Here is a 24,345-nt window from a genome sequence, read left to right as displayed (position 1 = left end):
AACAGACGGATACACAGGCAGGCACAGAGACAGGCACCAGGAAACACCCCGCACGAAAAGGAGCCGCGGCCATGGCAGCGGGCGTCCCCCGGATCTTCGTATCGCACCTCTCCGGTGTAGCCGTCTTCGACCCCGCCGGCGACCAGGTGGGGCGGGTGCGCGATCTGGTCGTCATGCTGCGGGTGGGACAGCGACCGCCGAGGCTGCTCGGCCTCGTCGTCGAACTCGCCACCCGCCGCCGCATCTTCCTGCCCATGACCCGGGTCACCGCCATCCAGTCGGGCCAGATCATCACCACCGGCGTGCTCAACGTCCGGCGCTTCGAGCAGCGGCCCACCGAGCGGCTGGTCTTCGGGGAGCTGCTGGACCGGCGCGTGACGCTCACCGAGACCGGCGAGGAGGTCACCGTCCTCGACCTGTCGGTGCATCAGCTGCCGGCCCGCCGGGAGTGGGAGATCGACCGGGTCTTCGTCCGCAAGGGCAGAAAGAGCAGCGCCTTCCGGCGGGCCAAGGGCGAGGCACTGACCGTCGAGTGGACCGCCGTCACCGGCTTCTCCCTGGAGGAGCAGGGGCAGGGCGCCGAGAACCTGCTCGCCACGTTCGAGCAGCTCCGCGCCGCCGACCTGGCCAACGTCCTGCACCACCTCTCCTCCAAGCGCCGGGCCGAGGTCGCCGCCGCCCTCGACGACGACCGTCTGGCCGACGTGCTGGAGGAGCTCCCGGAGGACGACCAGATCGAGATCCTCGGCAAGCTGAAGGAGGAGCGCGCCGCCGACGTCCTGGAGGCCATGGACCCGGACGACGCGGCCGACCTGCTGGGCGAGCTGCCGACGGACGAGCAGGAGCGGCTGCTGAGCCTGATGCAGCCCGGCGACGCGGCCGACATGCGGCGCCTGATGTCCTACGAGGAGCGCACGGCGGGCGGTCTGATGACCACCGAGCCGATCGTGCTGCGCCCGGACGCCTCCGTCGCCGACGCCCTGGCCCGCATCCGCAACCCCGACCTCTCCCCCGCCCTCGCCGCCCAGGTCTACGTCTGCCGGCCACCGGACGAGACACCGACCGGCAAGTACCTGGGCACGGTCCATTTCCAGCGTCTGCTGCGCGAGCCACCGCCCTCGCTGGTCAGCTCGATCGTGGACAGCGACCTGCAACCGCTCGATCCCGAGGCGGATCTGCCCGCCATCGCCGGGTTCTTCGCCACGTACGACATGGTCGCGGCGCCCGTGGTCGACGAGGCGGGGGCGCTGCTGGGCGCGGTGACCGTGGACGACGTCCTCGACCACATGCTGCCCGAGGACTGGCGGGAGACCGAGTTCCATCTGGACGAGGAGGTGCCGACCGATGGTTCCTGAGCGCGAGACCCCGCGCGAGCGCACGCCGGCCGGCGCCACGGCCGCGAGCCGGCCACGCGCGACCCGGCTCGACCAGCCCGGCGTGCCCAGGCACCGGTTCCTGCCCGAGTACGACCCGGAGGCTTTCGGGCGCTTTTCGGAACGCATCGCGCGCTTCCTCGGCACGGGCCGGTTCCTGGTCTGGATGACGGCCGCCATCATCCTGTGGGTGGCCTGGAACAGCCTCGCCCCGCGCGACCTGCGCTTCGACGAGTACCCGTTCATCTTCCTGACCCTGATGCTGTCGCTCCAGGCCTCCTACGCCGCTCCGCTGATCCTGCTCGCGCAGAACCGGCAGGACGACCGCGACCGGGTCAATCTGGAGCAGGACCGCAAGCAGAACGAGCGGTCGATCGCGGACACCGAGTACCTGACCCGCGAGATCGCCGCCCTGCGGATCGGCCTGGGCGAGGTCGCCACCCGCGACTGGATCCGCTCGGAGCTCCAGGACACGATCAAGGAGATGGAGGAACGGCAGAACGGTCACCGTCACGACCCCGTCGTATTCCCGGCGGAACGGTCACGGGGACGTGACGCAGACGACCGCTGACAGGCTTTCCTACGCACCGGTACAGCGCCGTACCATCGTCCTATGGCTACGGAAGACGCGGTGCGCGAGGCACTGGCGACGGTGAACGACCCCGAGATCCACAAGCCCATCACCGAACTCGGGATGGTCAAGTCGGTGGAGATCGGCGCGGACGGGGCGGTCGCGGTCACCGTGTACCTCACGGTCTCGGGCTGCCCGATGCGGGAGACGATCACGCAACGCGTGACCGATGCGGTCTCCGGCGTCGAGGGCGTCACCCGCGTCGACGTCACGCTCGACGTGATGAGCGACGAGCAGCGCAAGGAGCTGGCGAACGCCCTGCGCGGCGGGCAGACCGAGCGCGAGGTCCCCTTCGCCAAGCCCGGCAGCCTCACCCGCGTCTACGCGGTCGCCTCCGGCAAGGGCGGCGTGGGCAAGTCCTCGGTGACGGTGAACCTGGCGGCGGCCATGGCGGCCGACGGCCTCAAGGTCGGTGTCGTGGACGCCGACATCTACGGCCACTCCGTGCCGCGCATGCTCGGCGCCGACGGCCGTCCCACCCAGGTCGAGAACATGATCATGCCGCCGTCGGCGCACGGCGTGAAGGTCATCTCCATCGGCATGTTCACGCCCGGCAACGCCCCGGTCGTCTGGCGCGGCCCGATGCTCCACCGCGCCCTGCAGCAGTTCCTCGCGGACGTCTACTGGGGCGACCTGGACGTCCTCCTCCTGGACCTGCCGCCCGGCACCGGCGACATCGCCATCTCCGTCGCCCAGCTCGTCCCGAACGCCGAGATCCTGGTCGTCACGACCCCGCAGCAGGCGGCGGCCGAGGTCGCCGAGCGCGCGGGCTCCATCGCCGTACAGACCCACCAGAAGATCGTCGGCGTGGTCGAGAACATGTCCGGGCTGCCCTGCCCGCACTGCGACGAGATGGTCGACGTCTTCGGCACGGGCGGCGGCCAGGTGGTGGCCGACGGCCTGACCCGCACGACCGGCGCCAACGTCCCGGTCCTCGGCAACATCCCCATCGACGTCCGCCTCCGCGAGGGCGGCGACGACGGCAGGCCGGTCGTCCTGACCGACCCGGACTCCCCGGCGGGCTCCGCACTGCGAGCCATCGCCGGAAAGCTGGGAGGACGACAGCGGGGCCTGTCGGGCCTGTCCCTGGGGATCACTCCGAGGAACAAGTTCTGAGCCCTTGCACCCTGCCCCTACGGCGAAGGGGCGCCGAACAGACACGGCGCCCCAAAGCTCACGCGTAGGCGGCGATGTCCTTCACCACGGCGAAGCCGATCCCATACGCACTCATGCCTCTGCCGTACGCCCCGACATGGACACCCGCCGAGGTCGACCCGGCCAGCACCCACCCGAACTCGGACTCCCGGTAGTGGAACGCCGTCGGCACACCGTCCACCGGCAACGACAACGTCGACCAGTCGGCCCCGTCGAGGTCGTCCGCCAGCACCCACGCCGTCTCGGTCTGCTGCTCCAGCCAGTCGTCCCGCAGGGAGTGGTCCATCTGCCCGGGCCACGTGGCGGACAGCAGCCCCACGCCCGCGAGCCACGCCGCTGAGGACACCGACGTGGCCTCCAGCAGCCCCGTACCGTCCGCACTGCGCCGTGAGGGGTGCGCCGCGACGGTGACCACGACCGCGAACTTCTCCTTGGCCTCCTGATCACCCCCGGCGACGAACTCGTTGCGCACCCTGGGTTCGTCTCCGTGCCCGATCGACCCGTGTTCCACGGCCCCGTCGGCCGTGGTACCGACCTGCATCAGCCAGCGCGGCCCCGTGAAGGCCTCGTCGAGGCCGTACCACGGGAAGGGCGCGCGCAGGTAGCCGTCGACGTTACGCCGGGCGGAGGGGACCTGTTGTCCGTCCTCCGCGGCCGGCGCCTGCGCGACTCCTGGACTCGTCGTCTCCATGTGCCCGGACGCCTCCTCGCTCTAGTCGGACCGGAACGGCCCGCCCCCCTTCGGGCGTACTCTTCCGGTCCGCACAACAACTCGGCAGCATAGCCACACCGCCGCGAGCAGCAGGGAAAGCGCCCGGCGCGTGGGCCGCACGGGGGCCTGGTTCAGGCCGTACACAGCCCGACCGGAGTATGAAACGCGTCACGCGAGCCGGGAGCGTACGCCCCCGGTGCGCCGCTCGGCTGTGCAGCTCGGCCGGGTCGCTCAGGTGGCGTCCGCGTCGAAGGGCGGACGGTCGTCCCGGTCGGGCGTCTCGGGCTTCTTCGTCATGTCGATACGGCCACCGGACGAACCGGCGGCACCGGAGGACGACGCGGACGTGTCGGAGTCACGGCTGTGGACGGCGTCGGTGACCTCGGCCATCTCCTTCTTCAGGTCGAAGCCGTTGCGGATCTCCTTGAGCCCCAGGTCCTCGTTGTCCAGCTGCTTGCGGATGAACGCCTTGGGGTTGAGGTCCTCGAACTCGAAGTCCTTGAACTCCGGGCCGAGTTCCTCGCGGATGTCGTGCTTGGCGCTCTCCGAGAACTCACGGATCTTCCGGATCGTGCGTGTCACGTCCTGGATGACCTTGGGGAGCTTGTCCGGACCGAAGACGAGCACGGCGAGGACGATGAGCGTCACCAGCTCGAGTGGTCCTATGTCATTGAACACCTGAAGCTCCTTGCGATGTCCTCGGTCCTCGGCCCTCGGTGGTCGGCCCTCGGTGGTCGGTGCGGGTCTTGCCGTGGTCCGGGCCGGATCCACGGTACCCGGCGATCCTGTCCGACCGGTACTGTCCCGAGACCTCCGAGTGCGAGGAGTGGGAGCGCTTTCCGAATTGTTTGCCTTGTTGGTCCCTGTGCGTCCCGGACATCACGTCTCAGCCGCCGGAGGAGCCGAGGACGAGTGAGACCGTCCGTTCCTTGCCACCGCGCTCCAGCGTCAGCTCCAGCCGGTCGCCGGGACGGTGGGCGCGGGTCTTGACGATCAGTTCCTCGCCCGAGTGGACCCGCTGACCGTCGACCGTGGTGATGACGTCGCCCGCCTTGATCCCGGCCTTGGCACCCGGCCCGCCCACGGTGACCGGCGGTCCCTCGCTGCCCTCGGCGGCGACCCGGGCGCCGTCGCCCGTGTAGTCCATGTCCAGGGTGATGCCGATCACCGGGTGGGTCGCCTTGCCGGTGTTGATCAGCTCCTCGGCCACGCGTTTGCCCTGGTTGATGGGTATGGCGAAGCCGAGGCCTATGGAGCCGGACTGGCCGCTGTCCAGTTCGGAGCCGCTGTCCGCCGAGCGGATGGCCGAGTTGATGCCGATGACCCGGGCCCGGGAGTCGAGCAGGGGCCCGCCGGAGTTGCCGGGGTTGATGGGCGCGTCGGTCTGGAGCGCGTCGACGTACGACACGTCGCTGCCGTCGCCCTTCTCGCCGCCCGCCGTGATGGGCCGCTGCTTGGCGCTGATGATGCCGGAGGTGACGGTGCCGGCCAGGTCGAAGGGCGCGCCGATGGCCACGACCGGATCGCCGACCTGCATGTTGTCCGAGTTGCCGAGGGGCAGCGGGGTGAGGCCGCGTACGCCCTTCACCTTCACGACGGCGAGGTCGTAGCCGCTGTCCCTGCCGACGAGCTCGGCCTGGGCGGTCTCCCCGCTGTTGAAGGTCACGGTGATCTCGCCGGCGGATCCGGCGGGCCGCACGACGTGGTTGTTGGTGAGGATGTGACCGCGGGCGTCGAGGACGAAGCCGGTGCCGGTGCCCTGTTCGCCGGAGCCGCTCACATGCAGGGTGACCACGCTGGGCAGGGCCCGCTGGGCGATCCCGGCCACACTGTCGGCGTCCCGCCCCGCGGACTCCTTCCCGGCCTGCGGCAACTCGACGTTCCCGATGCCCCCGTTCCGCTCCAGATACGTCCCCGCGACGCCGCCGATCCCTCCGGACACGAGCGCCAGCAGCACGGCACCGCTCAGCAGGGCCTTCCTGCCCCGCTTACGCCGTTGTTCCGTACTGGGTACACCGGCCCCGTTCTGCTGGAGGGGCCCGGAGGCCGCGGGAGCCGCCCAGGGGTCGTAACGCTGCCAGGGGTTGGGAGAGGGGGCAGGTGCCGCAGGTGCGGGTGCGGATGCCGGTGCCGGTGCCGGTGCGGGTGCCGGAATGCTGGGAGTGGTCGCCGACGCCTCCGGTGCGACGGCCGTCGGCGGGACGGGTGCGCCCGGTATGGACGCCTGGCTCGGTATCGCCGTGCCGTGCGTCGGCGTCGCCGCCGGATGCTGGACGGGCGGCGCGGGCGCCCAGGGGCCCGGTTCGCCGTAGGGCGGGGTGCTGTACGGGTCGGGATCGTGCAGCGGCTTGGGCGCACCGCCGGCCGGCACGGCGGGCTCCACGACGGTGTCAGCAGGCTCCTCGGGGCGCCTCAACTCGTAGTCGCCCGCGTCCTCGTCCTGCCGCACGGCGGGCCGCGCCAGCTCGAAGTCACCGTCGGTGTCGATGCCGGTGTCGACGGAGTCCGCCGGGGCCGCCCCTTGCCCCTCCGGCTCTCCCGGCTCCCCCGGAGCGTCCTGCGACCGTGGACGGCTCCACCACTTCGCCTTCGTGGGCTTCCCCTCGTTCATGCTCTCCCCACAGCCGCGGCACGGCTCGATGCGGTGACCGCGGTTCGTCGAATCGGCGCCCGGCCACACCTCGGCGACGGGCGACAACCCCCGGATTCAATCAGGTTCGCCGCCCGGTGCGCAGAGGCCGGTCAGCGGGCCGTCCGCGAGGAGGCGGGAGGAGAGGGGGACGAGGTCGTGTCCGGGAGGGGCACGGCGAGCAGGGGCCCCGCGATCTCGGGGACCGCGGACCACGAGGTCAGGGCGGCCGGCGCGGCCACCTCGAGCGGATGTATCAGCGGGGACATGGCCACGGCACCGGCCACCACCGGGGCGGTCAGCGCGTGCATGGCGTGCTGCCGGGCGGCAGGCGGCATTCCGGGCAGCAGCGGGGCGGACACCTCGGTCGGGGCGGCCGGGGTCTGGCCGAGCATGCTCTGGCCGTGCACCTGTCCGAGCAGCGGCGCGGCACCCCGGCGCCGCTGGGATTCGGGCGGCGTCGCGCCCGACCCCTGCGTACGCATCGGCGTCACATTGCTTCCCGTGCCGGAGCCGCTGCGGGCTTCCGTGTCGCCGGGGGTGCCGGTGGTGACGCCGCCCAGGGCGATCGCGGCCAGGGACACGGCCCCGGCGGCCGCGAACGCGAACCGCAGCCGCGAGGAGGACCTGTCGGTCTCGGGCCGGCCGACGTCGTGGATACGGAAACCCCGGCTCCCCGAAGGAAGGCCTCGGCCGTCGGAAGGCAGCACGGGGATGTGCGGCCGGGACGGGGCGTACCCGAACTCGAACCGCTCGCCGCGCTTCGCACCGAAGGCCCCGGACGATCCGAACCGTCCGGACAGTCCGCCGGGCAGCCCTCCGCCACCCGGGGGCATACCGTCACCGTCCGGGTCGCCCCCCGCGGGTAGTCCCTGCAGGCGGGCCAGGAAACTCTCCGAGGGAGGCGGTGGGGCCGCCTCCGCGAAGACGTTCTTCAGCCGGCGCTGGGCGTCCACCTCCGCCTTGCATTTCGGGCAGGTGGCCACATGCGCCAGTACGCGCTCCCGCGCGTCATGACCGAGCTCCCCGTCCACCAGGGCGGAGAGTCGGTCTCCCAGGTGCTGCTCTGCGAGGTGTCCCTCGGAGGACTCAGGACGTGATCCGCTCACGCGCTCGCGCCCCCTCCTCCCAGTGCGGGAACACGGGGCACGAAGGAGCGGCGCTCGGCACGCGCCTCCGGCGAGCGGTGCGCGAGGGCCTTGCGCAACTGGGAGCGGCCACGGTGGATCCGCGAGCGCACCGTGCCGAGCTTGACGCCCAGGGTCGCGGCGATCTCCTCGTACGACAGTCCTTCGATGTCGCACAGGACGACCGCGGCGCGGAACTCGGGGGCCAGGGTGTCGAGGGCCTGCTGGACGTCCGCGTCGAAGTGCGCGTCGTTGAAGACCTGCTGCGGCGTGGGCTCCTTGCTGGGCAGCCGCTCGGCAGCGTCCTCGCCGAGCGCGTCGAAGCGGATGCGCTGCTTGCGGCGGACCATGTCCAGGAACAGGTTCGTGGTGATGCGGTGCAGCCAGCCCTCGAAGGTGCCCGGCGTGTAGGTCGACAGGGAGCGGAAGACACGGACGAAGACCTCCTGCGTGAGGTCCTCGGCGTCGTGCTGGTTGCCGGTGAGGCGGTAGGCGAGCCGGTAGACCCGGCCGCTGTGCGTGCTGACGATCTCCTCCCAGGTGGGCGGAGTCCACGCCTGCCCGTCCGCGTCGGTGGAGAAGGTCGCGGTCTGGGCGAAGTCAGCGGCGTGGCTGTGGTCAGCAGTGTCGTTCACGGATGTCGGCCTGCCCGCCGATCCGAGGAAGCGCCGGAACACTCCTCCGCGATCCACAAGCGCAGCCGCACCTCCCCTGTCAGCTCTGGTGGTGTCCAGTGGAGCCCCTACCATAGCCACCTCGCCCGTTAGGACCGGATAAGCGGTTTTACGAGAATTTGATCTGGGCTGATACGCCTCGTACTGCTGCGACGGCACTTGCTCGGCGTCCTCGTCCACTGCCTGCCCCCCGTCCCGGCCCGCGCCGCTTGCTCATCCCTTTAAACGACCGGTCCCATCTGCGGGTTCCCGCACCCAACGGATACAGTCACGCCGAGGCATTCACGGGGACAGGAGAGGGTCATTACCGGCAACCGGCAGACGAGCTGGGCGTTCGCCGACGCCTATGTCGCCGAGGACGACGCGCTGCGCTGGGCCCGTGACCGGGCCCGTGACGCGGGGCTGCGCTCGGTGACGCCCGGCACGGGCTCCGCGCTGCGGTTGCTGGCCGCCTCTGCCGACGCGAAGGCCGTCGCGGAGATCGGGACCGGCTGCGGTGTCTCCGGGATTCACCTCCTGCACGGTATGCGGCCCGACGGTGTGCTCACGACCGTGGATCCCGAGCCGGAGCACCAGCAGTTCGCCCGCCAGGCCTTCCGCGCCTCCGGCTTCGCCAGCAACCGGGCCCGCTTCATCCCGGGCCGCGCCCTGGACGTGCTGCCCCGCCTCGCGGACTCCGGCTACGACCTCGTCTTCTGCGACGGCGACCGCCTCGAGGTCATGGAATACCTCGCTGAATCGTTGCGGCTGCTGCGCCCCGGTGGGCTCGTCGTCTTCGAGGGCGCCTTCGCGAACGGCCGGACGGTGGACTCCGGACCGCAGCCCACAGAGGTGCTGCGGCTGCGGGAGCTGCTGCGCGCGGTGCGCGAGAGCCAGGAGCTGGTGCCGTCACTGCTGCCGGTGGGCGACGGACTGCTGTGCGCGGTGAAACGCTAGCCGGGTCGCACGTTAGTGGAGCGGAAGCCGGGGCAGGCGAAAGTCATTGATGAGAAAACAACCGCCCCGGCACCACAGATGATGCCGGGGCAGTTGAAAGGGTATGGTCGCTCGCGCGTCAGCCGACGACCTTCTTGAGGGCGTCGCCCAAGGCGTCGGCCTCGTCGGGGGTCAGCTCGACGACGAGCCGACCGCCGCCTTCGAGCGGAACTCGCATGACGATGCCCCGCCCCTCCTTGGTCACCTCGAGCGGGCCATCGCCCGTCCGCGGCTTCATGGCCGCCATGCTCGTTCCCCTTCCTGAAACCAGCTCATCGTCAAAGCCGTCGGCCCCGAGAAGGGCACACGTGCGGCCCTGAGCAGGACACGCGACACCGGCATCGAACACATTGCTTCCAAGCCATTATCCCGCATCTCAGGACCCGATGACCAACATCAGTAGGCATCGCTTGGGCAACGCACGCGAGCAAAACCACTCAATTCGGCGATGTGACTGCGATACTCCGCCACCGCACACACATCCGCCGAACGGAAACGGGTGAGAATTCTTTGACGCAGGTCACACGTCCGGTGCGGTCACCGGTCGGCGATCTCCGTCATGCTGTCCTGCAGACCCGGGACCTACCGACCGGTAGGCCCCCGAGCAGCGACACGGAGGGGATACGCCATGGCCGACGCCGTGCTCTACGAGGTGAGCGACGGGCTCGCGACGATCACGCTGAACCGCCCCGAGGCGATGAACGCGCTGAACGTGGAGGCCAAGGTCGCCCTGCGGGAGGCGGTCCGGTCCGCGGCGGACGACGCCGCCGTGCGGGCGGTGCTGCTGACCGCCGCCGGTGACCGGGCGTTCTGCGTCGGGCAGGACCTCAAGGAGCACATCGGGCTGCTGGTCGAGGACCGGGAGACCGGTTCGCGGCAGACCATGAACACGGTGCGGGAGCACTACAACCCGATCGTGCGGACGCTGGCCGAGGCGGCGAAGCCGGTCGTCGCCGCCGTGAACGGCGTGGCGGCCGGGGCGGGCTTCGGCTTCGCGCTGGCGGCGGACTACCGGATCGTGGCCGACACGGCCGCGTTCAACACCTCGTTCGCCGGGGTGGCGCTGACCGCAGACTCGGGGATCTCGTGGACCCTGCCGCGGGTGATCGGACCCGGCCGGGCGGCCGACCTGCTGCTCTTCCCGAGGAGCATCAGCGCGCAGGAGGCGTACGGCCTCGGCATCGCCAACCGCCTGGTGCCCGCCGGCGAGCTGCGCGCGGAGGCCGAGAAGGTGGCACGGGCGCTGGCCGAGGGTCCGACGGTGGCGTACGCGGCGCTCAAGGAGGCGGTGGCCTACGGGCTGACGCACTCCCTGGAGGAGACGCTGGAGAAGGAGGACGAGCTGCAGACTCGGGCGGGTTCCTCCGAGGACCACGCGATCGCGGTGCAGGCCTTCGTCAACAAGGAGAAGCCGAAGTACCTGGGCCGCTGACCTGCGGCCACGGCGTCAGGATCGACGCGCGACGCAGGCCTGCAGGTGGTCGTCGACCAGTCCGCAGGCCTGCATCAGCGCATACGCCGTCGTCGGGCCGACGAAGCGCAGGCCCCGCTTCTTCAGCGCCTTGGACAGGGCCGTCGACTCGGGTGTGATGGCCGGGACGTCGGAGAGCGCCTTCGGGACCGGGCGGGTGCCCGGCTCGGGGGCGTGGGACCAGATCAGCTCGTCCAGGTCGCCCGGGGCCCACTCGGTCAGCACGCGCGCGTTGGCGAGCGTCGCGTCGATCTTGGCGCGGTTGCGGATGATGCCGGCGTCGGCCAGCAGGCGCTCGCGGTCCTCGTCGGTGAAGCCGGCCACCGACGCGATCTTGAAGTCGGCGAAGGCGGCACGGAAGCCGGGGCGGCGGCGCAGGATCGTGATCCAGGACAGGCCGGACTGGAAGGCCTCCAGGCTGAGACGCTCGTAAAGGGCGTCGTCGCCGTGCACCGGGCGGCCCCACTCCTCGTCGTGGTACGTCACGTACTCCGGGGCGGACAGGGCCCAGGGGCAGCGCGGCGCGCCGTCCGGGCCGGCGAGGGCGGCACCGTCGCTCACGGCCGGTCCTCCTGTCGCGGACCGGGCTTGTCCATGGACACGTGGTTCTCCGCGGACGCGTGGTGCTCCGGGGACACCGGGCCGTGGGCGGCGGTCGCCCGGGCGCCCGCCAGGGCCGATTCCAGGTCCGCGATGCGGGCGTCGCGCTCGGCGAGCTCGGCGCCGAGACGGCTGAGGGCGTCGTCCACGTCCCCCATGCGGTAGCCGCGGGCGGCGAGCGGGAAGCGGAGGCTCTCCACATCCGCGCGGTCGACGGGGCGGTCCGGGGGCAGCGGGTCCCGGAGCTGCTCGGGGGCGGCCTCGGGCAGCGGGCCGTTCTCGCCGCCGCCCACCACGGCCAGGGTCACCGCGCCGACCACGATGACCAGCGCGACGACCAGGAACAAGAACATAACCATCGCGGGGCCCCCACGGTCAGGTGTCTCGGAGTCTTCGGAGACGGATGTTGTCAGGCTCCGATCGTGCCATGCGAGTCTGACAGTTAGGGTCGCAGGCGGCGGAAGACGGGGACGTACAGGGAAAGGTCACAGGGGATGCTCAGGCTGGGCAGGCGGGAATTCGAGCCGCGTGAGCCGGTGATCATGGCGATCGTGAACCGGACCCCGGACTCCTTCTACGACCGGGGCGCGACCTTCCGCGACGAGCCGGCGCTCGCGCGCGTGGAGCAGGCGGTGGCCGAGGGAGCCGCGATCATCGACATCGGCGGGGTCAAGGCCGGGCCGGGCGAGGAGGTCACGGCCGAGGAGGAGGCCCGGCGGACGGTCGGGTTCGTGGCCGAGGTGCGGCGGCGGTTCCCGGACGTGATCATCAGCGTGGACACCTGGCGGGCCGAGGTCGGTGAGGCCGTGTGCGAGGCCGGGGCCGATCTGCTGAACGACGCGTGGGGCGGGGTCGATCCGGGGCTCGCCGAGGTCGCCGCGCGGTACGGGGTGGGGCTGGTGTGCACGCACGCGGGCCGTGCGGAGCCGCGGACGCGGCCGCATCGGATCGAGTACGACGATGTCGTGTCCGACATTCTGGACGTGACCGTCGGGCTGGCGGAGCGGGCGGTGGCGCTGGGGGTGCCGCGGGAGTCGGTGCTGATCGATCCCGGGCACGACTTCGGGAAGAACACGCGGCACAGCCTGGAAGCGACCCGGCGGCTGGGCGAGATGGTCGCCACGGGGTGGCCGGTGCTGGTGTCCCTGTCCAACAAGGACTTCGTGGGAGAGACGCTGGACCGGCCCGTCAAGGAGCGGGTCGTGGGGACGCTGGCGACCACGGCGGTGTCCGCATGGCTGGGGGCGCAGGTGTACCGGGTGCACGAGGTCGGCGAGACGCGGCAGGTGCTGGACATGGTGGCGTCCATCGCCGGGCATCGGGAACCTGCCGTTGCCCGGCGTGGACTGGCCTGAGGCGTTGACCTGAGGTACCAGGGGGCTCCGCCCCCCTGGACCCCTGGCCTATGCCCACCCGCCACCCGACTCGGTCGGACAGGAAGCTGAGCTCGAAAGCCCTACCGGCCCGCTTCCTTCGACACCAGGGCCACCGCCTCGTCCACGTCGTCCGTGACGTGGAACAGGAGGAGGTCCTTCTCCGCGGCCTTGCCCTGGGCGATGACCGTCTTGCGGAGCCAGTCGACCAGGCCGCCCCAGTACTCGCTGCCGAAGAGGACGATCGGGAAGCGGGTGACCTTCTGGGTCTGGACGAGGGTGAGGGCCTCGAAGAGTTCGTCGAGGGTGCCGAGGCCGCCGGGCAGGACCACGAAGCCCTGGGCGTACTTGACGAACATCATCTTCCGGACGAAGAAGTAGCGGAAGTTGAGGCCGATGTCGACGTACGGGTTCAGCCCCTGCTCGAAGGGCAGTTCGATACCCAGGCCGACCGAGATGCCCTTGGCCTCCAAGGCGCCCTTGTTGGCCGCTTCCATCGCGCCCGGGCCGCCGCCCGTGATGACCGCGAAGCCCGCCTCCACCAGGCCCCGGCCCAGCCGGACGCCCGCGTCGTACTCCGGTGAGTCCGCCAGTGTCCTGGCCGAGCCGAACACGCTGATCGCGGGCGGGAGTTCGGCGAGCGTGCCGAAGCCCTCGATGAACTCCGACTGGATGCGCAGCACGCGCCAGGGGTCGGTGTGCACCCAGTCGGAGGGGCCGCCCGCGTCCAGCAGCCGCTGGTCGGTGGTGCTGGCCTGCACCTGGTCCCGCCTCCGGAGGACCGGGCCCAGGCGCTTCTCCTCCGGCGGCTGCTTCTTCCCCTCGGGGTTGCCGGTCGCCATGTGCGCTCCCTCCGTCGTGCCTGTCGTTCCACCTCAGCGTAGATCTACGCGGGTTACGAACGAGGGACGTGAGCATGTCCGCGATAAAGCGCCGTAAACACGAGGGCGCCCCGGCCGGGATCAGGCCGTCAGCCAGCTCCTCAGCCGCTCCTCGCCCGCGAGGATCTTCGCGGTCTCCACCCGCTCGTCCCGCTTGTGGGCCAAGTGCGGGTTGCCCGGGCCGTAGTTGACCGCCGGGACGCCGAGCGCCGAGAAGCGGGAGACGTCCGTCCAGCCGTACTTCGGCATCGGGGTGCCGCCCACCGCCTCGATGAACGCCTTGGCCGCCGGGTGGGACAGGCCCGGCATCGCCGCGCCGCTGTGGTCGACGACCTCGAACTCCGCCACGCCGCAGTCCGCGAAGACCTCCCGGACGTGGGCGACGGCCTCCTCGGGCGTGCGGTCGGGCGCGTACCGGAAATTGACGGTGACGACGCACTCGTCGGGGATCACGTTGCCGGCCACTCCCCCGCTGACCCCCACCGCGTTCAGGCCCTCGCGGTACTCCAGGCCGTCGATGACCGGCCAGCGCGGTTCGTAGGAGGCCAGGCGGGCGAGGATCGGGGCGGCCCCGTGGATCGCGTTGGAGCCCATCCAGCCGCGTGCCGAGTGGGCCCGCTCGCCCGTGGTCTTCAGCAGCACCCGCAGGGTGCCCTGGCAGCCGCCCTCGACCTGGCCGTCCGACGGCTCCAGGAGGACCGCGAAGTCGCCCTCCAGCCACTCGGGGTGCGTCTCGGAGACGTGCTTGAGGCCGTTCAGCTCCGCGGCGACCTCTTCGTTGTCGTAGAAGACGAAGGTCAGGTCGCGGTTGGGGGCCGGGACCGTCGCCGCGATGCGCAGTTGCACGGCGACACCCGACTTCATGTCGCAGGTGCCGCAGCCCCACAGGACGCCGTCCTCGTCGAGCCGGGAGGGGACGTTGTCCGCGATCGGGACGGTGTCGATGTGGCCGGCCAGGATCACCCGCTCCGAGCGGCCCAGGTCCGTACGGGCCACGACGTTGTTGCCGTACCGGTCGACCGTCAGGTGGGGCAGCGCGCGCAGCGCGGTCTCGATCGCGTCCGCGAGCGGCTTCTCGGTGCCGCTCTCGGAGCGGAAGTCGACGAGCCGGGCGGTGAGCTCCGCGGCGTCCAGCGTGAGGTCAAGCGAGGTGTCGGCCATGCCGTCGACCCTAACGCGCCAGCCGCTGCACCCTCTCTCCCCACCGGGCACATGAGCATCCATACTCTCCAGTACCTTGTACGGCGTGCCAGAGTCGTCCTCCCCCAAGCGCCGTGGCCGCCTCTTCCGACGCGGATCCGCCTTCGTGATCCTGCTCGCGGTCGCCGGTTACCTCGTCGTGCAGTACATCACCGGAGGCACGGGCGAACCGGGCTGCAAGGTCGTCTCGGGCAAGGGCGACGGGGCGTCGTACGCCTTCTCGCCCGAGCAGGCCGTGAACGCGGCGACGATCACCGCCGTGGGCACCGGGCGCGGACTGCCGGAGCGGGCGGTGACCATCGCGCTGGCGACCGCGCTGCAGGAGTCGAGCCTGCGCAACATCGACCACGGCGACCGGGACTCGCTCGGCCTGTTCCAGCAGCGGCCCTCGCAGGGCTGGGGCACCCGGGAGGAGATCCTGGACCCGACGTACTCGGCCGGCGAGTTCTACGACCACCTGGTCAAGGTGCCCGGCTACACACGGCTGCCCCTCACCGTCGCCGCGCAGCGGGTGCAGCGCAGCGGCTTCCCGCAGGCCTACGCCAAGCACGAGCCGGACGCCGCGCTGCTCGCCGCCGCCCTCACCGGCCAGTCCGCGGCCACGCTGACCTGCGAGGGCCGTCCGGGTGCGACCCGGGCGACGGGCCCGGACGGGGTGCGTACCGCGCTGGTGCGGGACTTCGGGCGCGATGTGCTGGAGCCGGCCGGTGCCCAGGTGGGCGGTTCGTCGGCGGCCACGCCGACACCGTCGCCGAGCAGCGGTACGGACGAATCCGGCGGGCGGACGGTGACACTGCCGGTGACCGCCGACCCGAGTTCCGCGACCGGGCGGAGCCTGGAGCAGCGCGGCTGGCAGCTCGCGCACTGGGCCGTGGCCAACGCCTCCGAGCTGCACATCGCGCGCGTGACGTACGCCGGGCGTGAGTGGGTCGCCGGTAACACCGCCAGCGAGTGGCGCGCTCCGACGGCACAGGGCGCCGCGGGCGCGGAACGGGACGCGGACGCCGTCCGTATTGTCACGATGCGCTAGATCGCGCAGGGGTACGGGAACTCACCCCTGGGGATTACCCGCACGGCTCGGCCGTGACGGTGCGCGCAGGTTTTCGTGCCCTCACCCGGGAATCCGTGAAAACCCTTGGGCGTACAGGGCGGGAAGGATTCGGCGGACTTTCCGGAAGGAACCTTTTTACCCGTTTGTCCTCAGCCGATTATGCGACGCATTACCAACTCTTTACGTTGCGACACCGCAACCTTCCCGGGCTTCGAGCGGTAGTCACTGCGTCCGAGTCGGGGCGGTCCACAGCCAGTCGATCAACTCCCGGAGCCGGTCGGACACTTCACGAACCTCATTGTTCTCTCCGTCGAAGGAGCACCATGTCCCTCCCCCTGACCCGCCGGATCGCCCGTGCCGCGCTCATTGTCGCTGCGGGAGCGGCTGCCGGGGTCGGTGCGGCCGGCTCCGCCAGTGCGGCCCCCGAGCTGCCGGCCAACCCGAACCTCGGCGGGCTGACCGCCCTGGACGGGGCGAACGTCGGCAACACCGTCGACGGCGCGGCGACGGACGTCAGCAAGTCCGCGGGTGACACCGGCAGCAAGACCGTCAAGAAGGCGGTGCCGGCCGCGGGCAAGCTCGGCGGCAAGACGGTCAAGAAGGCCACGCCCGTCGCGCAGAAGGCGGCCGGTGAAGCGGCCGGCTCCGCCGGGCAGCTCGTCGGTGAAGCCGCCGGTTCGGCGCAGGGGGGTCTGCCGACCGACTCTCTGACGAAGGGCGGCGTGCCGTCCGCGAAGACGCTGCCGGCGAAGGGCCTGCCGGTCGGCTGACGCCGGGCTCGGAGCACTGAAGGGGTCCAGGGACTGTCCCTGGACCCCTTCGCTGTGTCCGTTGCCTGCCGAACGCCGACGGCCCGCGGCGGCTACAGGCGTCGTACCGCCGCCGCGATCCGCTCGTCCGTCGCCGTCAGGGCCACGCGGACGAACTCCGCGCCGGCCGAGCCGTAGAAGTCGCCCGGGGCCACGAGGATGCCTCGCTCCGCGAGATGGGCGACCGTGTCCCAGCAGGATTCGCCCCGGGTGGCCCACAGGTAGAGGCTGGCCTCGCTGTGCTCGATGCGGAAGCCGTGGGACAGCAGGGCCTCGCGCAGGAGGGCGCGGCGGGACGCGTAGCGCTCGCGCTGGACGCGAACGTGGTCGTCGTCGCCCAGGGCCGCCACGACGGCCGCCTGCGTCGGCGCGGACGTCATCATGCCGCCGTGCTTGCGGATCTCCAGGAGAGGGCTCAGGACGGCCGGGTCGCCGGCCAGGAAGGCCGCGCGGTAGCCCGCGAGGTTCGAGCGCTTGGAGAGGGAGTGGACGGACACGATGCCGTCGTACGAGCCGCCGTTGACGTCGGGGTGCAGCACCGAGACCGGGTCGGCCTCCCAGCCCAGCTCCAGGTAGCACTCGTCGGAGAAGAGCAGGATGCCGTGCTCGCGGGCCCAGGCCACGATCCGGGTGAGGTCCGCCTTCGACAGGACCTTGCCCGTGGGGTTCGACGGGGAGTTCAGCCAGAGGAGCCTCAGGCCCTCGGGGTCCAGCTCCGTCGGGTCGTCGTAGACCTCGTACTCGGCGCGGGCCAGGCGGGCGCCCACCTCGTACGTCGGGTAGGCGAGCCGTGGGTAGGCCACCCGGTCGCCGGGGCCGAGGCCCAGCTGGGTCGGGAGCCAGGCGACGAGTTCCTTGGAGCCGACGATCGGCAGGACGTGGCGGTGGGTGACGTCGCGGGCGCCGAGGCGGCGCTCGACCCAGCCGGTGATCGCGTCGCGCAGCTCGGGCGTGCCCCAGACGGTCGGGTAGCCCGGCGAGTCCGCCGCGTCGACCAGCGCCTTCTGGATCAGCTCGGGGACCGGGTCGACCGGGGTGCCGACAGACAGGTCCACGATGCCGTCCGGGTGGGCGGCGGCCGTGGCCTTGAACGGCGTCAGCTTGTCCCAGGGAAAAGCGGGGAGACGGTCGGAGACTGCGGACACGGTTTCTGGCTCACTTTCTGGCACGTACGAGCCGTCCTGGGCAAACGCCTCGGCCCCGTACGGCGATCAGGGCGTGATCGGGCCGTACGGGACCGAGGCGGCACGGTGTGCGGCCGCTTGCGGTGACTAGGCCTGCGGCGGCAGCGCGGCGATGAAGGGGTGGTCGCGCTCGATCAGCCCCAGCTTGCTGGCGCCGCCGGGCGAGCCGAGCTCGTCGAAGAACTCGACGTTCGCCTTGTAGTAGTCCTTCCACTCCTCCGGGGTGTCGTCCTCGTAGAAGATCGCCTCGACCGGGCAGACCGGCTCACAGGCACCACAGTCGACGCATTCGTCCGGGTGGATGTACAAGGACCGGGAGCCCTCGTAGATGCAGTCGACCGGGCACTCCTCGATGCACGCCTTGTCCTTGACGTCGACACAAGGCTGCGCGATGACGTAGGTCACGCTGTCGTTCCTCCTCGATAGGGCGCTGGCGGGCCTCCTCAGGCTCCGCCGCCTGGCGCGCGGGAGCGCGGCGTCGTCGATGCCCGCCCCTAGTATCTCCGTTCTTGGGCATGATCCGAACAGGAGGGGTGTACCGACCTGTGGAAATCTCTGCCGCCGGACGTCTCGAGGTGGCCATCACCGCTTCTGACGTGGGCAAACGGGTCTCCGTACGGAGCTTGATCGAACATGCTGCTCCGGGTGAGAAGTTCACCGACACGGTCGGCGTTCTCACATCATGGGACAAGGGTGTGCTGCTGATCACACGCCGGGGCGGCGAGAGCGTCCGCATCGCGGAATCCACGCTGGTCGCGGGCAAGGTGGTGCCCCCCGCTCCGGCGCGTCGCCGTGGTCCGGCCGCCTCGTACGAGGAACTGGCCCGGGTCGCCGCGCGGGCCTGGCGGCCCGTGGAGAGCGAGCGGCTCGGGGACTGGGAGCTGCGGGCCGCGTCCGGATTCACGCGGCGGGCCAATTCGGTGCTGCCGCTCGGCGAGCCGGGCATGCCGCTCGACGAGGCGCTCGGCGCCGTCCGCCGGTGGTACGGCGACCGCGGGCTGCCCGCCTACGTCCAGACCGCGACCGGCGCCGAGGGCACGCAGGAGCTGCTGTGTGCCGAGCTGGAGGCGCGGGGCTGGGTGCGGGAGGTGACCGCCGAGCTGTGGGTCGGGCCGCTGGCGCCGGTGGCCGACCGGGCCGATCCGTCGGGCGTCGTGCTGTCCCGGGAGGCGGATGAGGCGTGGCTGGCCCGGTACCAGCGCAAGGGCGTGAGCGAGGTGGCGCTGCGGGTGCTGGGACGGGGGTCCCCCCGCTCGAGCGAAGCCGAGAGCGGGGGAGGCACCTCGGTGTGGTTCGCGACGCTTCCGGGCGCGGTCGAGGGTGCCGCTCCGGCCGCCATCGGGCGGTGTGTCGTCGACGGGCGGTGGGCCGGGTTCGCCGCCGTCGAGGTCGATCCGGAGCTGCGGCGGCAGGGGCTGGGCACGGCCGTGATGGCGGCGCTGGCCCGGCGGGCCCTCGACGAGGGTGCGTCGGCCGCGTGGCTCCAGGTCGAGGCCGAGAACGCGGGAGCGCGGGAGCTGTACGCCGGGATGGGCTTCGCCGCGCACCATGCCTACCACCACTACCGGGCGCCGGAATCCGGCGGCACCGGCCGGTAACCGATCGTCGTGAGAGGGCACGAGCCACCTATGCGTCCCCCCTATCCCCCGTCCCCCGAGCGCTCCGCCGAGCTGCGGCGGCGGTTCGCCGAAGAGGCCCGGTCCGAGCGGCCCGATCTGTCGACGCTGTGCCTGCTGGTGGGCGCGGAGGCGGACCGGGAGCTGGACGAGGCGGGCCTGGACACCGCGCAGGTCGAGCTGGACCGGCTGGCCGGGCTGCTGCCGTACCGTCCCGGCGGGCCGCGGGCCTGGGCGGTCGCCCTGCGGGAGCTGCTCGGCGAGCGGATGGGTTTCGGCGGCAGCCCGGCCGACTACCAACGGCTGGAGTCCTCACTGCTGCACGAGGTGCTCGTGCGGCGCAGGGGGTTGCCGATTCTGCTGTCCGTGGTCTGGATGGAGGTGGCCCGGCGGGCCGGGGCGCCGGTGTACGGGGTGGCTCTGCCGGGGCATTTCGTGGTCGGGTTCGGGCCCGACGAGGGGCAGGTGCTCGCCGATCCGTTCGACGGGGGGCGGGTGCTGACCGGGGCGGACGCGGAGGTGCTGGTCGCCGGGGCGACGGGGACGGGGCTCGATCCGGCGATGTTGCAACCGGCTGATCCGCTGGATGTGGTGCTGCGGATCCTGAACAATGTGCGGGCCTGGGCGGCGGCCCGGCCGGAGCGGTCGGATGTCTCGCTGTGGGCGGTCGAGTTGTCGCTGCTGTTGCCTTCGCATCCGGCTCGGTTGCGGTACGAGCGGGCGCAGTTGCTGGTGCAGCGGGGGGATTTTGTGCCGGGGGCCTTGGAGTTGGAGGCGTACGCGGACGTCGTCGCGGCGGTGGACGAGGGGGCTGCCGAGCGGGTGCGGGGGGAGGCTTTCGCGGCTCGGGCGATGCTCAACTGACCAAGAACTAGAGCCAGCCCTTTTCCCGTGCCACCCGGACCGCCTCTGCCCGGTTTCTCACCGCCAGCTTCTGGATGGCTGTGCTGAGGTAGTTGCGGACGGTGCCCTGGGAGAGGTGCAGGGTGGCTGCCAGTTCGGCGTTGGTGGAGCCGTCCGCCGCCGCTCTGAGGACCTCTCGCTCTCGGTCCGTGAGGGGGTTGGCGCCGTCCGCCAGGGCCGCTGCCGCAAGGGTGGGGTCGATGACGCGTTCGCCGGTGAGGACCTTGCGGATCGCCTCGGCGAGCTGGGCGGCGGGGGCGTCCTTGACCAGGAAGGCGTCGGCGCCGGACTCCATGGCGCTGCGGAGGTAGCCGGGGCGGCCGAAGGTGGTGAGGATGACCAGCTTCACCGCCGGAAGCTCCTCGTGGAGGCGGGCCGCGGCCTCTATGCCCGTCGCGCCGGGCATCTCGATGTCCAGGAGGGCCACGTCGACCTCGTGTTCGCGGGCCGCTGCCAGGACCTCGTCACCGCGGGCCACCTGGGCGACGACCTCGATGTCCGTTTCCAGGCCGAGCAGGGCGGCCAGGGCCTCGCGGACCATCGACTGGTCCTCGGCGAGGAGGACCTTGATCGTGCGGCTCATGCCGGGGATCCTACGTCCGCCGGATCGGCCGTCGGCACGCGGGCGACCAGGCGGAAGCCGTGCTTGAGCGGGCCCGCCTCCAGGGTGCCGCCCGCCTTGGCCAGGCGTTCGGTGAGGCCCGTGAGGCCGTTGCCGTAGCCGACACCCGGGCCGCCGGAGCCGTTGTCCTCCACGGTGAGTTCGAGCACCGGGCCGTCGAGGGTCTGGCGGCGCAGCAGCTCGACCGTGCAGCGGCCGGCGCCGCTGTGCCGTACGACGTTGGTGACCGCCTCGCGCAGGGCCCAGGCGAGGGCGGACTCGCTCTCCTCGGGGACGCCGGCGAGGCCGGGCGGCTCGGCGGGCAGGTCGGTGGTGACGCCGGCCGCGGTCAGGGCGACCCGGGCACCGGCGAGTTCGGCGCTCAGGCGGGGGCGGCGGTAGCCGGTGACGGCCTCGCGTACGTCCACGAGGGCCTGGCGGCTGACCTGCTCGATGTCGGCGACCTGCTGGGCCGCCTTGTCGGGCCGGTCGGGGAGCATCCGGCCGGCGAGCTCGCTCTTGAGGGTGATCAGGGAGAGGGAGTGGCCGAGCAGGTCGTGCAGGTCCCTGGCCAGGCGCAGGCGTTCCTCGTTGGCGGCGAGCTGGGCGACGGTGGCGCGGGCCTCGCGCAGGGCGATGGTCGTCCGGACGAGTTCGCGTACGCCGGTCATGGCGAAGCCGCCGAGCAAGGCCGGGATGAGGAGCCCGGACAGGTAGGACAGGCCGTCGTGCGTCGCAAGAGCCACGGCGGTCAGCAGCGCGCACGCCGCCGGGATCGTCCAGCGGGCCAGGCGCAGGGGCAGGGCGGCCCCGGACGCGATCGAGACGTACACGAACAGCACCAGCCACTCGCGCCCCAGGGTGAGGGAGAGGAGCGTGGACTGGGCCGCGAGGACCCCGAGCGAGCCGAGCACCAGGGCGTTGCGCTCACCGCGGCCGGTGCGGAAGACCAGCTCCATGTACCAGGTGACGAACGCGGCCAGGCCGATCCAGCCGAGGATCCGCACGCCTGTGCTGTGGCCGCCGTGCAGCAGGTCGGTGACGGGTGCGCTCAGGTAGACCAGCCAGATGCCGGTCCACAGCGACTTCACCGCCCGCTGCCGGCGGTTCACCGGGCGCTGCCCGATGCCGAACCCGACGCCGCTCACGCCTTCAGGGTGTCCTTCCGGTACAGCCAGGCAGCGCCGCCCGCGAACAGGACGAACGACACCACGAGGACGACGAGGTCCTGGACGTGCGGGGCGCGGCTCTGCTCGATGGCCTGCCCCAGAGCAGCGTACGCGTGCGTGGGAAGCCACTTCGCGATGTCCTGGAGCCACACCGGGAAGGTCGTCGTCGGCATCCACAGGCCGCCGAGCATCGACAGGCCGAAGTAGGTGATCATCGTGATCGGGCGGACCGCGTCGCCGCTGGCGAGGTAGCCGAGGGCGACACCGAGCGCGGCGAAGACGAGGCTGCCGGCCCAGATCGCGCCGGTGAGGGCGAGCCACTGCCAGGCGTCCAGGCGTACGTCCTTCACGGTCGCCGCGACGGCGAAGACGATGACGATGGACGGCAGGCTGACGACGGCGGCGCTCGCGGTCTTGGCGAGGACGTAGCCGCGGCCCGGCAGGGTGGTCAGGCGCAGTTGCCGCACCCAGCCGCCCTCGCGCTCCTTGGCGATGCGCTCGCTGTTGCCCATGAGGACGGCCGTGAGAGCGCCGAAGGAGGCCATGGAGACCATCATGTAGGTCGGCAGGGTCAGGCCGGTGCCGGGGAGCTTCGTGGTGCTGTCGGAGTTGCCCGCGATGATCAGGAACAGCACCGACGGGTAGATCACGGAGAAGAACAGGAACTTGCGGTTGCGCAGGGCGCGGGTGAGTTCCAGCTTGATCAGGCTGTTCACTTCGACTTCGCCTCCTCGGCGGCGGTGATCGCGACGAAGGCCTGCTCGAGGCCGAGCCCGGCGACTTCGAGATTGCGGGGGTAGACGCCGAGGCCGTACAGGGCGTGGACGGTCGCGTCGGCGTCGGTGGACTGGATGCGGACGGTCCGGCCGGAGACGGCCAGGGAGGTCAGGAAGGGCAGGCCGCGCAGGGCTGCCTCGTCGACGTCGCCCGCCAGGTCGAAGGAGACGCGGCGGGCGCCGGCCTTGGCCTTGATCTCGGCGGCCGTGCCGTCGGCGAGGAGCCGGCCGCGGTGCAGCACCAGGACCCGGTCGGCGACGGCGTCGGCCTCTTCGAGGTAGTGGGTGGCGAAGAGGACGGTCCGGCCCTGGTCCGCCTGTTCGCGCATGGTGGCCCAGAAGGCCTGGCGGGTGGTGACGTCCATGCCGGTGGTGGGCTCGTCCAGGACGATGAGGTCGCTGTCGCCCGCAGTGGCGAGGGCGAAGCGGACGCGCTGGGCCTGGCCGCCGGAGAGCTTGTTGACCTTGCGGTCGGCGATCTGCGCGATGCCCGCGCGGGACAGGACCTCGGAGGGGTGGTACGGCTTCGGGTGCAGATCGCAGGCGAGTCGCACCAGTTCGGCGACCGTGACCTCGTCCATCAGTCCGCCGCTCTGCAGCATGGCGCCCACGCGCCCGGCGACGATGGCCTCCCGGGGGCCGGTACCGAAGAGGCGGACCGTGCCGCTGTCGGGCGTCTTGAGGCCGAGGAGCAGATCGAGGGTGGTGGACTTGCCGGCGCCGTTGGGGCCGAGCAGCGCCACGGTCTCCCCCGGGCGCAGGGTCAGGGTCAGTCCGTCCACGGCCCGGACGGTGTCGTATGCCTTGCTCACCTGGTCGAACGCGACCACCGAGGCTGTCGTTGTCATACCGCCATGGTGGCTTCGGGGGTGTCGGCGGGGGCAGTGTCGGGCGTCCCGAGTGCCGGATGACAGATGTCATGCCGGGGCCGTCCGGGAGCGTGCCGACGGCATCTTCGCGGGACGCGCCCCGGACCGGAAATCCGTGGCATGGACGCGCTCATGCCACTAGCTTGATCGCCGCCCGACCGACCCGCCGGGCACCACCACCACAAGGGGGACACCCAGATGCGCAAGCTCCTCGCCGGCGCCGCCACCGCCGTGATCGCCTTCGCCGGTCTGACCTTCGCCGCCCCGGCGCAGGCGGCGACCTCGGACACGACGTCGGTGCGGGCGATCAACTGCCATGCCAAGGAGAGCGTACGGATACGGAAGTCCAAGTCGACCGGAGCGGCCTCCCTCGGGGTCTTCCCCAAGGGCGCGGGAGCGGACTGCGGCGCGTCCACGGAGGGCGGCACCTACACCGCCTGCGGCCACACCGACGGGTTCTTCTGGATCGCGATCAACTACCAGGGCGTCAAGGGCTACGTCGCCCTGTACTGCATCACGCGACCGTGACAGCCGCGCGCCGCTGAACGACGACGGCCCCTACCCGG

At 71.5% G+C, this 24,345-nt stretch carries 27 protein-coding genes; 11 read left to right on the top strand and 16 right to left on the bottom strand.

What is annotated here, in order from left to right; all coding sequences use genetic code 11:
- Positions 1–71 precede the first annotated feature (71 nt).
- The 3 genes from ACFTZL_RS07205 to ACFTZL_RS07195 are packed head-to-tail and all read left to right on the top strand — an operon-like array spanning position 72 to position 3,120.
- Positions 72–1,355, top strand: coding sequence for a magnesium transporter MgtE N-terminal domain-containing protein (locus ACFTZL_RS07205; RefSeq protein ID WP_382579297.1), 1,284 nt, complete (start codon positions 72–74; stop codon positions 1,353–1,355).
- The gene (locus ACFTZL_RS07200) at positions 1,345–1,944 is read left to right on the top strand and encodes a DUF1003 domain-containing protein (RefSeq protein WP_382579295.1); all 600 of its coding nucleotides are present in this window, start codon (positions 1,345–1,347) and stop codon (positions 1,942–1,944) included. The genes ACFTZL_RS07205 and ACFTZL_RS07200 overlap by 11 nt, the downstream gene beginning before the upstream one ends.
- A gap of 42 nt (positions 1,945–1,986) precedes the next feature.
- Positions 1,987–3,120 carry an Mrp/NBP35 family ATP-binding protein gene (locus ACFTZL_RS07195; protein WP_382579294.1) on the top strand — a complete coding sequence of 378 codons (1,134 nt, stop codon included), beginning with the start codon at positions 1,987–1,989 and terminating at the stop codon, positions 3,118–3,120.
- 58 nt (positions 3,121–3,178) lie between these two features.
- Here ACFTZL_RS07195 and ACFTZL_RS07190 read toward each other — a convergent pair whose 3' ends face one another.
- From ACFTZL_RS07190 to sigE, 5 genes are all read right to left on the bottom strand, one after another.
- Entirely contained in the window at positions 3,179–3,850 is a 672-nt protein-coding gene (locus tag ACFTZL_RS07190) for a hypothetical protein (RefSeq protein ID WP_382579292.1), read from the bottom strand.
- A gap of 252 nt (positions 3,851–4,102) precedes the next feature.
- Positions 4,103–4,549 carry a sec-independent translocase gene (locus tag ACFTZL_RS07185; RefSeq protein ID WP_382579291.1) on the bottom strand — a complete coding sequence of 149 codons (447 nt, stop codon included), beginning with the start codon at positions 4,547–4,549 and terminating at the stop codon, positions 4,103–4,105.
- A 208-nt stretch (positions 4,550–4,757) separates the two neighbouring features.
- A complete protein-coding gene (locus ACFTZL_RS07180) occupies positions 4,758–6,482 on the bottom strand; it encodes a trypsin-like peptidase domain-containing protein (RefSeq protein WP_382579290.1) in 1,725 nt (574 codons plus the stop codon).
- Positions 6,483–6,613: 131 nt separating this feature from the next.
- Complete coding sequence (locus tag ACFTZL_RS07175) at positions 6,614–7,609, bottom strand: anti-sigma factor family protein (protein WP_382579288.1); 996 nt, start codon at positions 7,607–7,609, stop codon at positions 6,614–6,616.
- Entirely contained in the window at positions 7,606–8,376 is a 771-nt protein-coding gene (sigE, locus tag ACFTZL_RS07170) for an RNA polymerase sigma factor SigE (RefSeq protein ID WP_382579286.1), read from the bottom strand. Before sigE ends, ACFTZL_RS07175 begins: the two co-directional genes overlap by 4 nt.
- A gap of 162 nt (positions 8,377–8,538) precedes the next feature.
- Between sigE and ACFTZL_RS07165 the strand changes: the two genes are divergently transcribed.
- A complete protein-coding gene (locus tag ACFTZL_RS07165) occupies positions 8,539–9,237 on the top strand; it encodes an O-methyltransferase (RefSeq protein WP_382579315.1) in 699 nt (232 codons plus the stop codon).
- A 118-nt stretch (positions 9,238–9,355) separates the two neighbouring features.
- Here the strand turns inward: ACFTZL_RS07165 and ACFTZL_RS07160 are convergent, their stop codons facing one another.
- The gene (locus ACFTZL_RS07160; RefSeq protein WP_003966491.1) at positions 9,356–9,523 is read right to left on the bottom strand and encodes a DUF3117 domain-containing protein; all 168 of its coding nucleotides are present in this window, start codon (positions 9,521–9,523) and stop codon (positions 9,356–9,358) included.
- A 381-nt stretch (positions 9,524–9,904) separates the two neighbouring features.
- Between ACFTZL_RS07160 and ACFTZL_RS07155 the strand changes: the two genes are divergently transcribed.
- On the top strand, positions 9,905–10,708 hold the full coding sequence (locus tag ACFTZL_RS07155) for an enoyl-CoA hydratase/isomerase family protein (RefSeq protein WP_382579284.1): 804 nt from the start codon (positions 9,905–9,907) through the stop codon (positions 10,706–10,708).
- A 15-nt stretch (positions 10,709–10,723) separates the two neighbouring features.
- Here ACFTZL_RS07155 and ACFTZL_RS07150 read toward each other — a convergent pair whose 3' ends face one another.
- Both ACFTZL_RS07150 and ACFTZL_RS07145 read right to left on the bottom strand, forming a co-directional pair.
- A complete protein-coding gene (locus tag ACFTZL_RS07150) occupies positions 10,724–11,308 on the bottom strand; it encodes a DNA-3-methyladenine glycosylase I (protein ID WP_382579282.1) in 585 nt (194 codons plus the stop codon).
- Complete coding sequence (locus ACFTZL_RS07145; protein WP_382579280.1) at positions 11,305–11,706, bottom strand: DivIVA domain-containing protein; 402 nt, start codon at positions 11,704–11,706, stop codon at positions 11,305–11,307. Before ACFTZL_RS07145 ends, ACFTZL_RS07150 begins: the two co-directional genes overlap by 4 nt.
- A gap of 135 nt (positions 11,707–11,841) precedes the next feature.
- On the opposite strand from ACFTZL_RS07145, the gene folP reads away from it, so the two are divergent.
- On the top strand, positions 11,842–12,702 hold the full coding sequence (gene folP, locus ACFTZL_RS07140; RefSeq protein ID WP_382579278.1) for a dihydropteroate synthase: 861 nt from the start codon (positions 11,842–11,844) through the stop codon (positions 12,700–12,702).
- A gap of 101 nt (positions 12,703–12,803) precedes the next feature.
- Here the strand turns inward: folP and ACFTZL_RS07135 are convergent, their stop codons facing one another.
- Positions 12,804–13,562 carry a TIGR00730 family Rossman fold protein gene (locus ACFTZL_RS07135; RefSeq protein ID WP_382579276.1) on the bottom strand — a complete coding sequence of 253 codons (759 nt, stop codon included), beginning with the start codon at positions 13,560–13,562 and terminating at the stop codon, positions 12,804–12,806.
- 120 nt (positions 13,563–13,682) lie between these two features.
- Positions 13,683–14,762: a succinyl-diaminopimelate desuccinylase gene (gene dapE, locus ACFTZL_RS07130; RefSeq protein WP_382579274.1), complete on the bottom strand. Its 1,080-nt coding sequence runs from the start codon at positions 14,760–14,762 to the stop codon at positions 13,683–13,685.
- 85 nt (positions 14,763–14,847) lie between these two features.
- On the opposite strand from dapE, the gene ACFTZL_RS07125 reads away from it, so the two are divergent.
- Positions 14,848–15,831 carry a heavy metal transporter gene (locus ACFTZL_RS07125; protein ID WP_382579273.1) on the top strand — a complete coding sequence of 328 codons (984 nt, stop codon included), beginning with the start codon at positions 14,848–14,850 and terminating at the stop codon, positions 15,829–15,831.
- Between the two features lie 344 nt (positions 15,832–16,175).
- Complete coding sequence (locus tag ACFTZL_RS07120; protein WP_382579272.1) at positions 16,176–16,622, top strand: ATP-binding protein; 447 nt, start codon at positions 16,176–16,178, stop codon at positions 16,620–16,622.
- A 92-nt stretch (positions 16,623–16,714) separates the two neighbouring features.
- Here ACFTZL_RS07120 and ACFTZL_RS07115 read toward each other — a convergent pair whose 3' ends face one another.
- Both ACFTZL_RS07115 and fdxA read right to left on the bottom strand, forming a co-directional pair.
- Positions 16,715–17,806 carry a bifunctional succinyldiaminopimelate transaminase/glutamate-prephenate aminotransferase gene (locus tag ACFTZL_RS07115; protein WP_382579270.1) on the bottom strand — a complete coding sequence of 364 codons (1,092 nt, stop codon included), beginning with the start codon at positions 17,804–17,806 and terminating at the stop codon, positions 16,715–16,717.
- Positions 17,807–17,932: 126 nt separating this feature from the next.
- A complete protein-coding gene (gene fdxA / locus ACFTZL_RS07110) occupies positions 17,933–18,250 on the bottom strand; it encodes a ferredoxin (protein ID WP_010047804.1) in 318 nt (105 codons plus the stop codon).
- A 110-nt stretch (positions 18,251–18,360) separates the two neighbouring features.
- Here fdxA and ACFTZL_RS07105 point away from each other — a divergent pair, with 110 nt between their 5' ends.
- A complete protein-coding gene (locus tag ACFTZL_RS07105) occupies positions 18,361–19,443 on the top strand; it encodes a GNAT family N-acetyltransferase (protein ID WP_382579269.1) in 1,083 nt (360 codons plus the stop codon).
- Between the two features lie 30 nt (positions 19,444–19,473).
- Complete coding sequence (locus tag ACFTZL_RS07100; protein ID WP_382579267.1) at positions 19,474–20,325, top strand: tetratricopeptide repeat protein; 852 nt, start codon at positions 19,474–19,476, stop codon at positions 20,323–20,325.
- A gap of 7 nt (positions 20,326–20,332) precedes the next feature.
- Here the strand turns inward: ACFTZL_RS07100 and ACFTZL_RS07095 are convergent, their stop codons facing one another.
- From ACFTZL_RS07095 to ACFTZL_RS07080, 4 genes are read right to left on the bottom strand one after another with little or no spacing between them, the layout of a single operon-like run.
- The gene (locus tag ACFTZL_RS07095) at positions 20,333–20,947 is read right to left on the bottom strand and encodes a response regulator transcription factor (protein ID WP_382579265.1); all 615 of its coding nucleotides are present in this window, start codon (positions 20,945–20,947) and stop codon (positions 20,333–20,335) included.
- Complete coding sequence (locus tag ACFTZL_RS07090) at positions 20,944–22,113, bottom strand: sensor histidine kinase (RefSeq protein ID WP_382579263.1); 1,170 nt, start codon at positions 22,111–22,113, stop codon at positions 20,944–20,946. The genes ACFTZL_RS07095 and ACFTZL_RS07090 overlap by 4 nt, the downstream gene beginning before the upstream one ends.
- On the bottom strand, positions 22,110–22,850 hold the full coding sequence (locus ACFTZL_RS07085; RefSeq protein WP_382579261.1) for an ABC transporter permease: 741 nt from the start codon (positions 22,848–22,850) through the stop codon (positions 22,110–22,112). Before ACFTZL_RS07085 ends, ACFTZL_RS07090 begins: the two co-directional genes overlap by 4 nt.
- Positions 22,847–23,758 carry an ABC transporter ATP-binding protein gene (locus ACFTZL_RS07080; protein ID WP_382579260.1) on the bottom strand — a complete coding sequence of 304 codons (912 nt, stop codon included), beginning with the start codon at positions 23,756–23,758 and terminating at the stop codon, positions 22,847–22,849. Before ACFTZL_RS07080 ends, ACFTZL_RS07085 begins: the two co-directional genes overlap by 4 nt.
- Positions 23,759–23,977: 219 nt before the next feature.
- Between ACFTZL_RS07080 and ACFTZL_RS07075 the strand changes: the two genes are divergently transcribed.
- Positions 23,978–24,307 (top strand): hypothetical protein, encoded by a 330-nt coding sequence (locus ACFTZL_RS07075; protein WP_382579258.1) that lies wholly within the window; start codon positions 23,978–23,980, stop codon positions 24,305–24,307.
- Positions 24,308–24,345 lie beyond the last annotated feature (38 nt).

Origin of the sequence: Streptomyces sp. NPDC056948, from assembly GCF_042674225.1 — a bacterium.
In the GTDB taxonomy this organism is placed as follows: Bacteria; Actinomycetota; Actinomycetes; order Streptomycetales; family Streptomycetaceae; genus Streptomyces; species Streptomyces purpurascens.
This window is presented reverse-complemented; position numbering and strand designations above follow the sequence as displayed.